Annotated in this window: 14 protein-coding genes and 6 pseudogenes; 13 read left to right on the forward strand and 7 right to left on the reverse strand. The window is 53.8% G+C overall.

The window, feature by feature from the left end; translation table 11 throughout:
• Nucleotides 1-13 precede the first annotated feature (13 nt).
• Entirely contained in the window at nucleotides 14-181 is a 168-nt protein-coding gene (locus CS390_RS17900; RefSeq protein WP_065759863.1) for a DUF2897 family protein, read from the forward strand.
• 175 nt (nucleotides 182-356) lie between these two features.
• On the opposite strand, the gene CS390_RS17905 is transcribed toward CS390_RS17900, so the two are convergent.
• Complete coding sequence (locus tag CS390_RS17905) at nucleotides 357-677, reverse strand: helix-hairpin-helix domain-containing protein (protein ID WP_099775497.1); 321 nt, start codon at nucleotides 675-677, stop codon at nucleotides 357-359.
• A 273-nt stretch (nucleotides 678-950) separates the two neighbouring features.
• On the opposite strand from CS390_RS17905, the gene CS390_RS25390 reads away from it, so the two are divergent.
• Nucleotides 951-1,400, forward strand: coding sequence for a hypothetical protein (locus CS390_RS25390; protein ID WP_256587511.1), 450 nt, complete (start codon nucleotides 951-953; stop codon nucleotides 1,398-1,400).
• A 67-nt stretch (nucleotides 1,401-1,467) separates the two neighbouring features.
• Nucleotides 1,468-1,770 (forward strand): hypothetical protein, encoded by a 303-nt coding sequence (locus CS390_RS25395; protein WP_256587512.1) that lies wholly within the window; start codon nucleotides 1,468-1,470, stop codon nucleotides 1,768-1,770.
• Here the strand turns inward: CS390_RS25395 and CS390_RS17915 are convergent.
• The 4 pseudogenes from CS390_RS17915 to CS390_RS17935 form a co-directional block, all read right to left on the reverse strand.
• Nucleotides 1,763-2,924: pseudogene (locus CS390_RS17915) on the reverse strand (IS3 family transposase). The gene CS390_RS25395 and the pseudogene CS390_RS17915 overlap by 8 nt on opposite strands.
• Nucleotides 2,925-3,073: 149 nt before the next feature.
• A pseudogene (locus CS390_RS17920) lies at nucleotides 3,074-3,532 on the reverse strand (transposase); the annotation flags it as partial.
• 59 nt (nucleotides 3,533-3,591) lie between these two features.
• A pseudogene (gene ltrA, locus CS390_RS17925) lies at nucleotides 3,592-4,859 on the reverse strand (group II intron reverse transcriptase/maturase).
• Between the two features lie 521 nt (nucleotides 4,860-5,380).
• Nucleotides 5,381-5,569, reverse strand: a pseudogene (locus CS390_RS17935) (IS5/IS1182 family transposase); the annotation flags it as partial.
• Nucleotides 5,570-5,664: 95 nt separating this feature from the next.
• On the opposite strand from CS390_RS17935, the gene CS390_RS17940 reads away from it, so the two are divergent.
• The 3 genes from CS390_RS17940 (at nucleotide 5,665) to CS390_RS17950 (ending at nucleotide 7,911) form a co-directional block, all read left to right on the forward strand.
• Entirely contained in the window at nucleotides 5,665-5,982 is a 318-nt protein-coding gene (locus CS390_RS17940) for a transposase (protein ID WP_079761861.1), read from the forward strand.
• A 5-nt stretch (nucleotides 5,983-5,987) separates the two neighbouring features.
• Entirely contained in the window at nucleotides 5,988-6,314 is a 327-nt protein-coding gene (gene tnpB, locus CS390_RS25400; protein ID WP_145991801.1) for an IS66 family insertion sequence element accessory protein TnpB, read from the forward strand.
• Nucleotides 6,315-6,375: 61 nt separating this feature from the next.
• Entirely contained in the window at nucleotides 6,376-7,911 is a 1,536-nt protein-coding gene (locus tag CS390_RS17950; protein WP_099773211.1) for an IS66 family transposase, read from the forward strand.
• Nucleotides 7,912-7,921: 10 nt separating this feature from the next.
• On the opposite strand, the pseudogene CS390_RS17955 reads toward CS390_RS17950, so the two are convergent.
• Nucleotides 7,922-8,266, reverse strand: a pseudogene (locus CS390_RS17955) (transposase); the annotation flags it as partial.
• A 147-nt stretch (nucleotides 8,267-8,413) separates the two neighbouring features.
• Nucleotides 8,414-8,676, reverse strand: a pseudogene (locus CS390_RS25405) (transposase); the annotation flags it as partial.
• Between the two features lie 913 nt (nucleotides 8,677-9,589).
• On the opposite strand from CS390_RS25405, the gene CS390_RS17970 reads away from it, so the two are divergent.
• The 7 genes from CS390_RS17970 to CS390_RS18000 all read left to right on the forward strand — a co-directional run bounded on the left by CS390_RS17970 (nucleotide 9,590) and on the right by CS390_RS18000 (nucleotide 14,208).
• Complete coding sequence (locus CS390_RS17970) at nucleotides 9,590-10,366, forward strand: ABC transporter permease (RefSeq protein WP_099775500.1); 777 nt, start codon at nucleotides 9,590-9,592, stop codon at nucleotides 10,364-10,366.
• Nucleotides 10,363-11,067 carry an ABC transporter ATP-binding protein gene (locus tag CS390_RS17975; protein ID WP_099775501.1) on the forward strand — a complete coding sequence of 235 codons (705 nt, stop codon included), beginning with the start codon at nucleotides 10,363-10,365 and terminating at the stop codon, nucleotides 11,065-11,067. The genes CS390_RS17970 and CS390_RS17975 overlap by 4 nt, the downstream gene beginning before the upstream one ends.
• A 66-nt stretch (nucleotides 11,068-11,133) precedes the next feature.
• Complete coding sequence (locus tag CS390_RS17980) at nucleotides 11,134-11,895, forward strand: glycosyltransferase family 2 protein (RefSeq protein ID WP_099775502.1); 762 nt, start codon at nucleotides 11,134-11,136, stop codon at nucleotides 11,893-11,895.
• A 1-nt stretch (nucleotide 11,896) separates the two neighbouring features.
• The gene (locus CS390_RS17985) at nucleotides 11,897-12,511 is read left to right on the forward strand and encodes a phosphodiesterase (protein ID WP_099775503.1); all 615 of its coding nucleotides are present in this window, start codon (nucleotides 11,897-11,899) and stop codon (nucleotides 12,509-12,511) included.
• Nucleotides 12,512-12,518: 7 nt separating this feature from the next.
• Nucleotides 12,519-13,163, forward strand: coding sequence for an HAD family phosphatase (locus CS390_RS17990; protein WP_099775504.1), 645 nt, complete (start codon nucleotides 12,519-12,521; stop codon nucleotides 13,161-13,163).
• A complete protein-coding gene (locus CS390_RS17995) occupies nucleotides 13,160-13,891 on the forward strand; it encodes a glycosyltransferase family 2 protein (protein WP_099775505.1) in 732 nt (243 codons plus the stop codon). Before CS390_RS17990 ends, CS390_RS17995 begins: the two co-directional genes overlap by 4 nt.
• Complete coding sequence (locus tag CS390_RS18000) at nucleotides 13,888-14,208, forward strand: hypothetical protein (protein ID WP_099775506.1); 321 nt, start codon at nucleotides 13,888-13,890, stop codon at nucleotides 14,206-14,208. Before CS390_RS17995 ends, CS390_RS18000 begins: the two co-directional genes overlap by 4 nt.
• The last annotated feature ends 1 nt before the right edge of the window (nucleotide 14,209 follow it).

A 14,209-nucleotide genomic window follows, 5' to 3' on the forward strand; every position in this document is an offset into this window, starting at 1 on the left:
CAAGGAGCACCCCATGCCCTGGTATGCCTGGTTGATCCTGGTGGTTGCCCTTGGCTCCATCATTGGCGGCCTGATGCTGCTGCGCGACACCGCACAAAAACTGCCGCTGACCGAAGAACAGCTCAAGCGCATTCACGAACGCAACGCCGAAATGGACGCCAAAGACGCCAAGGACCGCTAAACATGCGGGACCGAGCCCGCCCGAAAAAATGGACTGCCCACCAAGGGATGGATTTGTGTCCAATTTCTCGGAGGCAGTCCAAAAAGTAGGAGCGGGCTTGCCCGCGATGGAAGACAACACCTCCCCAGCGCCAAATGCTCACAACGCCGCGCCGACACATCCGCCCCACTCCCGATCAGTTAACCGTCAACTTATCGCGATTGCGCTCCAGCAGCGCTTTGCCAATACCCTTGACCTCCAGCAGCTCATCAACCGACGCAAAGTCCCCGTGAACCTCACGGTAGGCGACGATAGCCTCGGCCTTGGCTTTACCGATACCGGTCAATTCACTTTGCAGGGCAGCGGCACTGGCTTTATTCAAATCAACCTTACCCACGCTTTGCTCAACAACAACCTGAGCGACAGGCTGGGCCGGGGCCGTTGGCGCCGCCGAAGCGGGCAATGAAAAGGTCGCGAACAGGGCTAACAGCAGAGAGGACAAGTACATATGGCGCATAAGGTGACACTCCTTAGGTCGTTTGCTTGCTGAGGCAGCTTTTCCTTGGCTGCCCCTGAAACCTAGCCCCTGAGTGCCGTGCGTCAAACGCGATAAGCCGAGGATTTTTTACTAAATTCGACAGCGCGTTCACCCCCAGCCTTGCCTGCACACCTCAACAGACACCCACCCAAACGAATGCAAAATTCGTAAAGGAAATGTAAAAAAAATGTAAAAAAACCTAAAAATGCTATGTTCATCAGTCACATGGCATTTTGATATAGGGCTTCAAACGTGGGCAGGGATGCGAAACAACTGGTCAAGGACTTCCCTTTTACCTACACCCATCAGCGGTCGACACTGCACTTCAGCACGCCGATTACGCCCCGTGTGGCTGACGCGATGAAACATTTGCTAACCCAGGCACGCCAAGACAAACGCGTGAGTGCGCCGGTACTCAGCAGCGGTTGCCGCCTGTTCGCAAAACGCCAGCCCATCGACACCTTCAAGAAAAAAATACGTATCGCCAGAGGCCGCGCCAAACGTTGCGGCATGTATGACTGGCCCATAGAAGAGTTGATGAACACGGCTGAAGCCCAACGGCGCGGTGTACGCGTGCCGTCGTTGATAGCCTTTGGCTACACCCGCTCGCCTGTGGGGCTGGCAAACGACGTGATCATCATCACCGAGCTACTGCCCGACCACACCGATGGCCTTAAAATGGGTGAACGCCAACCCTCATAGGGTTGAACACCTCATCGCAAAAGCCTTCGAATTGCTGCAGGCCCTGAACAGCAAAGGCATCATTCACATGGACCTGTGGGCCGCGAATGTGATGCTCGCCAACACCGGCGACGCCCCTGCCCATGCCATCGACCTTGAGAACTGCTTCCTGAAAGCGCCCGACGACCTGAGCGAAACCCTGGCCTTTCAGTTTGGCTTTTTCTACCACCGGGAAATCTATCGGTTCATCACAGAAGCGCGGTATGACGCGCTGGTGTATGACGCGCTGAACGCGTACCCGGGTGTGGATAAGTCACGGTTTGCCAAAGTGTACGAGGAGAGCAAGCACCAGCATATTGGGCGTAAGGAACGGCGTGTAGTGGTCAACTAATCCCGGACACTGCGTTAAGTTTTTCCTCAACCACGGCGGGCGCCAACCCGCCGTTGAATTGATGTGGCCGTTGCCAGTTGTACCTGTGCATCAGAAATCGGCCAATATCCTGCTGTGCCAGCGAAGCGCTCATGTAGCCCACGGTTAGTATCCATTCCGTTTTCAGGCTGCGAAACAACCATTCCATCGGCGCAGTGTTGTGGCAGTTTCTACGTCGGCTCATGCTCTGTTTAAAAACGTTAGCGCCACAGTCGCTGGCGAAAGTTGCGGCTGCCATATTGGCTTCCAAGGTCGCTATGAAACATAACGTACTGAAGTCGGCCTCGCTGCTCATAGGCCGCCTCTAGCGCCTTAATCACCAGGTCGGCATCAGGCTTCGATGAAGATGCCCAGCCCACCACGCGACGGGCAAAAAGATCAATCACCGCTGCCAAATAGTGCCAGCGACCTTGAGCCCATACATACGTGATATCACCGCACAAGACTTAATTCGGCGCCGACACGGTGAACTCTCGATCCAGCACGTTCAGGATATCCGGCCGTTCCACCGTCGCGTTTTATAGGCATGTGAGCCACGTTGCTTGCTGATCAGTTTCATTTCGCTCATCAGCTTGCGCACCTTGAATCGTCCAATCTCTATGCCGTCCTCTCGCATCATGAACATGATGCTTCGGCTGCCCGCCGCGCTGCGGCTTTGGGTGAACAGTTCGTTCACCCGGCTGCGCAAAACCAGCCGCTCAACGTCTGGAGATCGACGCTTGCGGCAGTGCGTGTAATAGCAGGATCGAGTGACTTCAAATACCGAGCGCAACAGATCAACAGGCTCTTCAGCACGGAGTTGATCAATTAACGCAAACGCTCGTGTTCCTCGGCCTTCAAGAGCTCGGTGGCCTTTTTAATATAGATTTTTCCCGTTCCAATCGATTGATCCGGGCTTCCAACTCTTGGATTTTTTGCTGTTCGGGCGTCAGCGCTTTACTGGTCGGCGTCACACCATTGCGCTCTTCCTGAAGCTGGTTAACCCATCGACGCAGGGCCGACTCCACCAGCCCAAGCGAACGGGAGGCATCGATATGGCTGTAGCCTTGGTCGAGTACCAGGCTGGCCGCTTCGCGCTTGAATTCTGGGGTAAAGGTACGATGTTGCTTGGTCATCAGACACCTCTCTATGGCGAGCATTCTCGCCTAAGGAATCTCCGAACAAGTCACCCAACAGCAGACAACGGACGATTTTGGGGCTCAGAAAAGCTCGACTTGCGGTCACCGGCTACTGAAAACCAGGGCGCCCCCCTGGTTTTCAGACCTTACGGGCGCACCTCTCCCGCAGCGTTCAATAACTGCCGGCGTACCATCCACAGATTCGACAGCGCAAACAGCGTGGTCAACTACGCTGTGTTCTTGGCCAAGCCGCGAAAGCGAGTCTTTACATAGCAGAACTGGCGTTTGATCACCCGGAACGGGTGCTCCACTTTCGCACGTACCTGCGCCTTGGCCTTTTCGATCTTGCGCTTGGCTTTGTAGAGCGCGCTGCGTTTGCCCAAGTGTTTGTAAGTGCTGCGTCGCGCGGCGATCTGCCAGATCACTGCCCGCCCTTAATGCTCTGATCTTTTCTCAACCCCGGTATAACAGCCGACGTTCTCTGCGCCATGCAGCAGATGGGCAACTTCCGTTACGTCGGCCACGTTCGCAGCCGTGCCGTGAACGTGATGCACCAGCCCCGATTCAGCATCTGCGCCGATATGGGCCTTCATGCCGAAATGGTGAGTCGGCCACAGGAACTGCCCCCGTAGCCGCTCGCAGAACCGTACGTGACACTCTCGCGTCATACGGCTCCCGTTATCCAACCTGTTGCTCGGTTACTTGCCAGTGATAAAACAGTCGAGGGGCAGCCTTATGCACCGTGTCCAACCATTCAGATATACGCCGCTTGCGCCCGTGAAGTATTTTGTACTTACGACCGGCCCAACGCTTGAGCGCGCTATCGATATGTCGAAAGATACCAAGCATGGCCGTCCGATAGAACGCGCCATAGTACTGCCACCAACCTTGTATCACTGGGTTGTAAAGCCGAGCCACAGCAGCCAGCGTCACATGAGTTTGGCGGCTGACCCGCCACTCGCGCACTGCTCGCCGCATCCGCTTCAACGCTTGCGCACTGACTCCCGGAAGGAAGCTGGTGAAAAGCTTGTTCTGCTGGCCGATTGCCTTCCTAGGTCTAAAAGTGAAACCAAGGAAGGTAAAGCTCACATGCGGATACCCTGCGCGTCGATTGCTGTCCTTGCAGTACACGATTTTCGATTTCTCGGGATGCATCGTGAGGCCACAAACCGCTAGACGTGAAGCGATTGAACGCATCACGTGTTCTGCTTGCCTCTGGCTACGACAATGCACTACCGCATCATCGGCATACCGGGCAAAAGGACAGTTTGGGCTATTTCGTTGCATCCATGCGTCAAAGGCGTAATGCATGAACAGATTCATCAACATGGGACTGATCACGCCGCCTTGCGGGGTGCCACGTTCGCGTTGAATGCGAACGCCATCTGCTGCCTCGAATGGAGCAACCAGCCATCGTTCGATGTACAGCAGTATCCAATCCTCTTTGATATGGGTTCGCACCGCTTTCATCAGCAGTTCATGATCAATGTGATCGAAAGCCGCCTTGATATCAAACTCCACCACCCAGTCGTATCGCCAGCAGCGTTCGCGTGTGATCGCTATGGCCTGTTTGGCTGAACGTCCTGGTCGGTATCCATATGAGTCCGGATGGAAAAGCGCATCCAGCTTTGGCTCGATGAGGAGTTTGACTACAGTTTGTGCGATACGGTCGCTGACCGTCGGCACTCCCAACCTGCGTATACCCCCCGATGCCTTCGGTATCTCAACAGCCTTGACCGGCGGCGGGAAATAAGACCCCGACGACATTCGATTCCATAGGTTGTAAAGATTCTTCGGCAGGTTCCGCTCAAAATCGGCAATGGTCTCATCGTCGATTCCAGCAGCTCCCCGGTTGGTTCTGACCTGCTGATAGGCCTCCCATATCACGCGCTTCGCTATGTTGTAAGGTTTGTTCGAACTCACACCGCTCATCCCCTGAGGTTGGCGGCGTTCGTTGACAGGATAACGCCTCCCCTTCGCTCCAGCTTCATTACAAAGCCTTCATCACTACTACAGGAGGCTCCGCCCCTTATTCCAGCATTGGTATTCTTCCTCATGGTTTTAGCCATTTGTCATTTTCCTTTGCATCTGGAACAAGGTTCTCACGTTCCGTACCCAAGCCTGTATGAAGATCATGCCGCCTTTACACCGGCTGCCACTGGGGCCGTAAGCAGGTAACGCCCCAACTCGTCCTGAAGCCAATACTCAACCTCAGTTTCGACAGCACTTTAGGGAATAACGATGCGTCATCGGACGGTTTGCTCTCGCTCATCTTCTCCATACTCACCTGCCATCATCATGGGATGACTTTTCCTCGGTCGCTCACCACCGCACCTTTTGGATGCAGCAGCACCGGGTGGTTTGAAGCCTGCTCCTGCAAGCCGACTTCGGAAGGCCTACTTCCATCTTCGGTACAGCATCACAGGTCATACGACCTGTGTTCGTGACACACAGTACTGGTTGCCCTTTTTCGTCTGATGCATCTCTGGATCGCGCTTGCCTTCCTTGTTCTTGGTCGAACTAGACGCGTGGATGATCGTGGCATCCACAATGGTGCCCTGACGCAACGACAGCCCCTTGTCCCGCAGGTAGGCATTGATCGTTTCCAGTATGCCTGCCGCCAACTGGTGTTTCTCCGTAAGCGTCCAGCCAAGTCACCTTCCGCAATCCCGCATTAAGGGCGATGGTGTCCGCGTATTTTTAAGCGGACGCGATAGCCCTTATCGCCGGGATTTCCATGCGCCAACGAAGCTCTTACCCCAAACCGTTCAAGGCCCAGGTTGTTCAGGAGTGCCTGCAACCTGGTGCGACCGTCTCCAGCGTGGCCATACGCCATGGCATCAACGCCAACGTCATTCGCAAGTGGCTACCGCTTTATCGGGATCAACTGCCAGCGGCGTTGCCGGCGTTCGTTCCTGCGAGGGTTACGCCCAAACGACCAGCTGAAGCAGCGGTGATTATCGAGCTACCGCTGGGCGCGCAATCGGTCACGGTGAAATGGCCAGCCTCCGATCCTGAAGGTTGCGCCCGCTTTGTCCGTGGGCTCGCCCAGTGATCCGCGTGGATAGTATCTGGCTCGCCACCGAGCCGATGGATATGCGTGCGGGTACTGAAACCGCGTTGGCCCGCGTGGTGGCGGTGTTCGGTGCGGCGAAGCCGCACTGCGCCTATCTGTTCGCCAATCGCCGCGCCAACCGCATGAAAGTTCTGGTGCATGACGGCGTGGGTATCTGGCTCGCCGCGCGGCGCTTGCACCAGGGCAAGTTTCATTGGCCAGGCATCCGGCACGGCTCGGAAGTCGAACTCGACACCGAGCAACTTCAGGCTTTGGTACTGGGGTTGCCCTGGCAGCGAGTCGGCGCAGCCGGCGCGATCACAGTGCTGTAGCACCTGCCATTAGCCCATCGGTTTATCTCCGCTGACCGCCTGCTCTGGCACAATCAGCGGCATGACTTCCTCGCCCAATCTCGACCAACTGACACCTGACCAGCTGCGCGCACTGGCCGCGCAGTTGCTCACGCAAGTCGATGCGATGGGCAAAAAGATCCACCGCGATCAAACAGTCATCGAGCAGCTCACCCACGAAATCGCATGGTTCAAACGGCACAAGTTCGCCAAGCGCAGCGAGCAGCTAAGCCCTGATCAGGGCAGCCTGCTTGATGACCTGCTCGACACCGACATCGCCGCCATCGAGGCCGAGCTGAAAGCCGTCAATCCTCCGGTTACCCCAGCCGAACCACGCCAACAACCCAAGCGCACACCGCTGCCACCGCAATTTCCGCGCACCGTGATCCGTCACGAGCCGGAGAACACCCAGTGCGCCTGCGGTTGCCAGCTTCAGCGCGTCGGCGAAGACGTCAGCGAAAAGCTCGACTACACGCCGGGCGTGTTCACCGTCGAACAGCACGTGCGTGGGAAATGGGCCTGCCGCCAATGCGAAACGCTGATCCAGGCGCCCGTGCCGGCCCAGGTGATCAACAAGGGGATCCCTACCGCCGGCCTGCTGGCTCACGTGATGGTGGCCAAGTTCGCCGACCACCTACCGCTGTACCGGCAGGAGAAGATCTTTGGCCGTGCCGGCCTGGCCATCGCTCGTTCGACACTGGCACAGTGGGTCGGGCAAACCGGCGTGCAGCTCCAGCCCCTAGTCGATGCGCTGCGCGAAGCGGTGCTTGCCCAGCGCGTGATCCATGCCGACGAAACCCCGGTTTCGATGCTCGCGCCCGGCGAGAAGAAGACCCACCGTGCCTACGTCTGGGCCTACAGCACCACGCCCTTCGCCGATCTGAAGGCCGTGGTCTACGACTTCAGCCCCAGCCGTGCCGGCGAGCATGCGCGCAATTTTCTTGGCCAGTGGAATGGCAAGCTGGTCTGCGACGACTTCGCTGGCTACAAGGCCAGCTTCGAGCAAGGCATCACCGAAATCGGTTGCATGGCTCACGCCCGCCGCAAGTTCTTCGATCTGCACGCGGCGAACAAAAGCCAACTGGCCGAACAGGCGCTGCACTCTATCGCTGGGCTGTACGAAGTCGAACGCCAAGTGCGCGACATGAGCAATGAAGAACGCTGGCGAATACGGCAGGAAAAGGCTTCACCGCTCCTCGACGCACTACATGACTGGATGCTGGCCCAGCGTGATCTTGTGCCCAACGGCTCAGCCACGGCGAAAGCTTTGGATTACAGCCTCAAACGCTGGGTAGCGCTGACGCGCTACCTGGACGATGGCGCTGTGCCCATCGACAACAACCAAGTCGAGAACCAGATCCGCCCGTGGGCTCTAGGTCGCTCCAATTGGCTGTTTGCCGGGTCGCTACGCAGCGGCAAACGGGCGGCGGCAATCATGAGCCTGATCCAGTCGGCGCGGATGAATGGGCATGATCCGTATGCCTATCTCAAGGATGTGCTAACGCGACTGCCGACGCAGAAGGCCAGCGCTCTGGCCGAGCTGCTGCCGCACAGCTGGGTATCCGTCGGCAAGGTGTAATGCCCGTTCGCTTACGTTTCTCCAGCAAGTGCCGGAAATTCATGATCGTCGTGTCTTCCGGGATCGGGGCGCTGAGCGTCAGCCGAGCAAACTGGCGCATGGAGGTGATCTCGTACAACGCTTCTTCCATCGCCGGATCGCTCAGCGAAAACCAGTTCTGCAGCAAGTGAATGCGCAGCATCGTTTCCAATGGATAAGGCTTACGACCGCCAACGGCCTTCGGATAGTGCGGCTCGATCAACGCGACCAACCCGCTCCACGGCACGAACTGTTCCATCTCGACCAGGAAACGCTCACGGCGGGTCAGCTTGCGCTTACCGGCGTACTCGAAATCGGAAAAGCTCATCCGACTCATGGGCAAGGCTTGTGAGGGGCTGGTTGAACGGGGGCTATTTCAGCGCTGGTCGGGCGAACTGTGCTGACTTGATCGGAGAATCCCTAAATGGGTGTCCGGAATCATTAGACCACTACACTTGCTCCTTGACCATCAAGAGCGCGGTTGCCTTTTTAATATCGATTCTTCCCGTTCCAGCCGATTGATCCGAGCTTCCAGTTCTTGGATTTTTGCTGTTCAGGTGTCAGCACTTTACCAGTCGGAATCACGCCATTTCGCCACCGTTGAAGCTGGCTACCCCAACGACGCAAGGCCGAACCAACCAGTCAAAGCGAACGGGCTGCATCGACATCGCTGTAGCGTTGCTCGCGCACCAAGCTGACAGCCTCGCGCTTGAATTCCGAGGTAAAGGTACGACGTTGTTTGGTCATCAGCCCCCCCTTTATGGCGGGCATTCTCGCCTAAATGGGTGTCCCCACTAAACGGCTTTCAAGGATGCACCATGACTCTCCGAGACCGAACACCTAGGTATGACTTGAAAGAATTATCTAATTTTCGCAGAATACCTAGACTAAGGCCTACTGAATTTCCAAGTGACGCCCTTTACCAACGGCAAGCTCGCTTGCAAGAGCACAAGCAGCTGCATAGAAATCATTCCTGATTGAGATGGATCAGGTGGTGCCATGGAAAGATTGATTACCTTGACCGAACCATACTATCCAAATGGCAAAGGCGTATTTCAGCGCATCTGGCAGTTTTTTCAGTTCCGTAGCGGTCTGGTGATGGAAGAAACCCCAAAAAGAACTGGTACCCCACGCCGGCAAATGGGGGTAGCTTTGGCATGCCTCACTGGTGGATCCACGATGCTCAGCTCCCAGCACCGACCCAAGAGAGATCGGCAGGCGACAAGCGCATGGGTGGCCTCAAATGTTTTTTAAGGGACCGTTACCTGCCGCTACGCGAGGACGCCATCATTAAACTCGGCACACTGGCGACCGTAACCAAGATTGCAAATGTCACGAAGCTCGACGAACTGCCGTACGCAAGAGAAAGCGCAGCGAATGTAAGTGCCTGTTACATCAAGAGCGTGCCACAACCAATGATACCGTCCACCCAGTCAGATTTATGAATGACGCATAGTCGCGCAAGATAGCGGCGCTTGCAACATGGAAGCTCTCTCTACGGGATCCCATGATAACTGCCAACTGTCTTGCGAGGCATTTTCGAGGAGAGCTCAAGCCAGTAAACATACTGATCTCAGACCAATACCTCCACAGGAATAAATATATTTTACAATCCCTAGCTCCATCCTACCAATGCAGCCTTTAATTACTGGATAGTACAATGTCATCATCACAAAGCCTAGGGATTACCAAGTGGCGAGACCTAGTTATAAACCTTGTATCCAAGGAAATCAAAATTCGCTACACGGGAGCAGCCCTGGGGTTCATTTGGTCCTTGGGCAACCCACTTGTTGTGACCCTTACCTACTACGTAGTTTTTACCTATATCTTGCCAAGCAACCAAGATCGCTTTGCTCTTCATCTAGTAACAGGTGTCGTCCACTGGATGCTATTATCTCAAGTTATTTCTCAGAGTGGTGAGTGGCTGATCAATAACAATAATCTTATCCGCAAGCTCCGCTTCCCTCGCATACTACTACCCCTATCGAGTGCACTAACAGTGATCGTTTTTTGGGGCGTCGCCATGATTGTCTACGCGATCCTTTTTTCCCTACTTGGCGGCATTGCAACCAAGGCATTACTTTGGTACCCGGTCATTTTAGCATCCTTTATAGCGCTTATTATGGGAATTGGCCTAGCAATCAGCGTCATACAGATTACCGTACGCGACACCAAACATTTTGTAGACGTTTTTCTACCACTTCTATTCTGGTTCACCCCTATTGTATGGATGACTTCTTCGCTGCCTGTCAGCACGGCTAAAATTGTCGCCTTCAATCCCATTGCACCTTATTTTAACAGTTTCACTGCCATTCTCCATGATGGCGTCAGCCCCAATAATATCGACTTATTATTTTGCACAATACTGGGTGCCACATCTCTTTTAATCGGCCTTGCCATATTCAAAAAAGCAGACAAGATGGTGGAGTATCTATGAGCAATATCGCCATTAAAGCCGAAGGCCTCAGCAAGCAATTCATTCTTCGCCACAATCGAGGTGGCCTGAAACAAAAAATCCTGGGCCTATTTGACTCTCAATACCGCGAGCGCGTTGAGCGTTTCATGGCAGTCAATGAAGTTTCATTCACCCTAAATAAAGGCGAATCGCTAGCCCTTATTGGCCATAATGGTTCAGGTAAAAGTACACTACTGCAGCTAATCTCTGGCATTCTCGTCCCAACCAGCGGAAGCGTCAGCACTGTAGGCCGTGTGGCACCATTGATCGAGTTGGGAGTTGGCTTCCACCACGAGCTCACTGGCGAAGAAAATATTTACCTTAACGCCAGCCTGTTCGGCCTAAGCAACAAAGAAACACGTGCAAGATTTAATGAAATCGTTGACTTTTCTGGACTGGGAAACTTTATCGACACGCCAGTAAAGAACTACTCATCAGGCATGTACATGAGACTTGGTTTTTCGGTGGCTGTCCATGTAGAACCACAGACCTTGCTAGCCGACGAAGTACTGGCAGTTGGTGACGAGGACTTCAAGCAAAAATGCCACCAGCGAATACGTGACATGCAAGATGATGGCATGGCTCTAATCCTCGTCACTCATGCAGCAGAACAGGGCAAGCAGTTCTGCCAGCGTTACCTAACTCTTGAGCACGGCCGGGTTATTGACCAAGGCTTCTTTTAACTATGGCACACCTTCAAAATTAAGTTTTTGAAAATCCAAAATACCACATTTACAAAGGTATTAATTATGCTGCAAATTATCATTCCGATGGCGGGAGCAGGAAGCCGTTTTGCTGTTGCCGGGTACAAAGATCCAAAACCGCTGATCCCCATACACGGGGTACCTATGATTAAGGTTGTCATCGACAACCTCACCCCTGACTGCGAACACAAGTTTATTTTCATCTGCCAGGCGAAACATGTCGCAGACTACGGTCTTAAAGAAAAGCTGAATACCTGGGCGCCTAATTGCGAAATTATCGAGCTCGACGGTATAACTGAGGGCGCAGCCTGCACTGTATATGCCGCAAAAAACCTGATTGATAACGATCACCCCGTGATGATAGCCAATAGTGATCAGTACGTGGATATGGATATTAATACCTACCTGCAGGCGATGGACGAGGCCTGCGCAGACGGTTTGATCATGACGATGAAGGCTAATGACCCGAAGTGGTCGTTCGTTGGCTTCAACGATAGCGGCCTTATCAATCGGGTTATCGAGAAGGAGGTTATCTCCGATGAGGCAACTGTTGGAATCTACAATTTTCGCTACGGAAAGCAGTTAATATCCGCCATCAAATCAATGTTTGAAAAGGACCTCCGCGTCAACGGTGAGTTCTACGTCGCCCCAGCCTACAACGAAATTATCGAACAAAACACAAAAGTTATCCATTACTGCATCGGCTCTGAAGGTCAAGGAATGTATGGCCTAGGAATTCCGGCAGACCTGGAACTGTTCCTATCACTTCCGGTAAGCAACAGAGCTACCTCGACCGAGGCCGCCTGATATGCGGATCATAAGCCACCGTGGCTACTGGCTGCAGAAGTCGGAGCGCAACCAACCTGAAGCTTTTCATAGGTCGTTCGACCTCGGTTTCGGCACAGAAACCGACGTACGTGATGTTGCTGGCCAGCTCGTAATTTCCCACGACATGCCAGTAGGCCATGAACTAACCCTCGACAACCTCCTCGAAATAATGGCAGATCGCAACCTACCTTTGGCAATTAACATTAAGGCTGATGGTCTGGCTAAAGCCGTGAGAGAAAAGTTTGACCAGCACGGTCACACCAACTGGTTCGTCTTCGACATGGCGGTTCCGGACATGCGCAGCTACATGCGAGAAGGCATCGCCACCTATACCCGTCTTAGCGAAGTGGAGCAATCACCAGCATGGCTCGACCAAGCAGCAGGTGTTTGGCTCGATGGATTCGAGGGCGAATGGTACACCAACTCCCTCATCACGAACCTACTATCTCAAGGTAAGCAGGTTTGCGTAGTTTCTCCGGAACTCCACGACCGCAGCCCAACGGCGCTATGGCAGCAGCTGTCCGACCTAAAGTCGGAAGACGGCCTAACACTATGCACCGACCTCCCAGAAGATGCAGTTAACTTTTTCAAGTGAGGCAATCATGATCAAAGCAGTAATTTTCGATATGGACGGTGTCCTCATCGAAGCTAAGGAATGGCACTACGACGCACTGAACAAGGCGCTCAACCTCTTCGGCTACAACATCAGTCGCCATGAGCACTTGACCTCCTATGACGGCCTGCCGACCTCACGCAAACTCGACATACTGAGCGTCGAACGTGATCTACCGGTTGCCCTGCATAAATTCATCAACGAGATGAAACAGGTCTACACAATGGAAATAGTGTATGCCCAATGCAAGCCGACTTTCGTACACCAGTATGCATTGTCCTCACTGAAAAAGTTTGGCTACAAACTAGCCGTCGCTTCCAACTCCATCCGCAATACTGTAGAGGTGATGATGGACAAGGCAAATCTCGACCAGTACCTCGACCTGCAACTCTCTAACGAAGACGTAGAGCGGGCCAAGCCAGCACCGGATATCTACCTTAAGGCCATCAACAGTCTGGGTTTGGCGCCTGAAGAGTGCCTGATCGTCGAAGACAACGAAAACGGTATCAAGGCGGCAGTAGCGTCTGGCGCTCATGTTCTGGTTGTCTCGGAAACCACTGATGTAAATCTTGAAAATATCCTCAACAAGATCGACGAGATCAATTCCAACCTCAACACGGTAGCCAACCTATGAATATGCTGAATGTAATCCTACTCTCTGGCAAAAAAAATGAAGTGCAACGCAGTGACGGAGAGTATCCAGAATATCTGTCAGAGTGCGACGGCAAGCCCTTAATTCAGTCCCTCATCGAGAACTGCGCAGCACTCAGCCCACGCAAGATAATCTGCATGTTCTCCAGCAGCGATACTACCAAGCTGCATCTGCGAAACATGGTTCACCAGATGCATCCAGCGGCCAGTGTCCTTCCAATCCAAGATATAACCAAAGGAGCGGCTTGCACCGCCCTGCTGGCAAGTGAGCAGATCGACAACGACGAAGAGTTGCTGATCCTTAGCACTACCGAAGTTTTGGACGTGTCGCTGGCTGACGTGGTGCACACATTCCGCGAGAATGGCGATGATGCTGGCGTTGTTATCTTTAAATCGCTACACCCCCGCTATTCGTTCGTGCGCCTAGCCACTGACAATCTTGTAGTTGAAGCTGCTGAAAAAAACCCGATCAGCCCCCATGCTATTGCCGGAGTGTACTGGTTTAAGTCTGGCTCGATGTTCGTATCGGCGGTGAAGGACATGATCCGTAAAGATGCCAAGGTCAATAACAGTTTCTTCATATCTCCATCCCTTAACGAGTTGGTGTTACAGCACAAGAGAATTGGCACCTACCGTATAGAGCCAACCCAGTACCGACCACTGAAAACCCATAGCCAACTTCAGGCATTTGAAACAGGAACTAATCGATGAACTCAGCACAATTGAAAGACATGGTCAAAGGCTGGTTCGTAGGAGGGTTTGAGCCGACCGCTTTCAGCACAGAGGCCTGTGAAGTCGGTGTCAAGGCCTACAAGGCTGGTGATAACGAAGCGGCACACTACCACAAGGTTGCGACGGAGATAACGCTGGTACTCTCAGGGACGGTAGTGATGCGTGACCAAGAGTTTGCTGAGGGCGATATCGTGGTACTTGAGCCCGGTGACGTCACCGCATTTAAAGCTATCACTGATGCAGTAACCGTCGTGGTCAAAGTGCCAGGCGCCCTGAATGACAAGTACGTTGTCTAAC

Source organism: Pseudomonas sp. HLS-6, from assembly GCF_002753995.1.
Classification (GTDB): domain Bacteria; phylum Pseudomonadota; class Gammaproteobacteria; order Pseudomonadales; family Pseudomonadaceae; genus Aquipseudomonas; species Aquipseudomonas defluvii.

Coding starts and splice junctions, on each gene's coding strand:
- CS390_RS18000 (WP_099775506.1), top strand. CDS start 13,888: ATGAACTCAGCACAATTGAAAGACATGGTCAAAGGCTGGTTCGTAGGA.
- CS390_RS17975 (WP_099775501.1), top strand. CDS start 10,363: ATGAGCAATATCGCCATTAAAGCCGAAGGCCTCAGCAAGCAATTCATT.
- CS390_RS17940 (WP_079761861.1), top strand. CDS start 5,665: ATGCGCCAACGAAGCTCTTACCCCAAACCGTTCAAGGCCCAGGTTGTT.
- CS390_RS17905 (WP_099775497.1), bottom strand. CDS start 677: ATGCGCCATATGTACTTGTCCTCTCTGCTGTTAGCCCTGTTCGCGACC.
- CS390_RS17970 (WP_099775500.1), top strand. CDS start 9,590: ATGTCATCATCACAAAGCCTAGGGATTACCAAGTGGCGAGACCTAGTT.
- CS390_RS17990 (WP_099775504.1), top strand. CDS start 12,519: ATGATCAAAGCAGTAATTTTCGATATGGACGGTGTCCTCATCGAAGCT.
- CS390_RS17950 (WP_099773211.1), top strand. CDS start 6,376: ATGACTTCCTCGCCCAATCTCGACCAACTGACACCTGACCAGCTGCGC.
- CS390_RS17995 (WP_099775505.1), top strand. CDS start 13,160: ATGAATATGCTGAATGTAATCCTACTCTCTGGCAAAAAAAATGAAGTG.
- CS390_RS25395 (WP_256587512.1), top strand. CDS start 1,468: ATGGACCTGTGGGCCGCGAATGTGATGCTCGCCAACACCGGCGACGCC.
- CS390_RS17900 (WP_065759863.1), top strand. CDS start 14: ATGCCCTGGTATGCCTGGTTGATCCTGGTGGTTGCCCTTGGCTCCATC.
- CS390_RS17980 (WP_099775502.1), top strand. CDS start 11,134: ATGCTGCAAATTATCATTCCGATGGCGGGAGCAGGAAGCCGTTTTGCT.
- CS390_RS17985 (WP_099775503.1), top strand. CDS start 11,897: ATGCGGATCATAAGCCACCGTGGCTACTGGCTGCAGAAGTCGGAGCGC.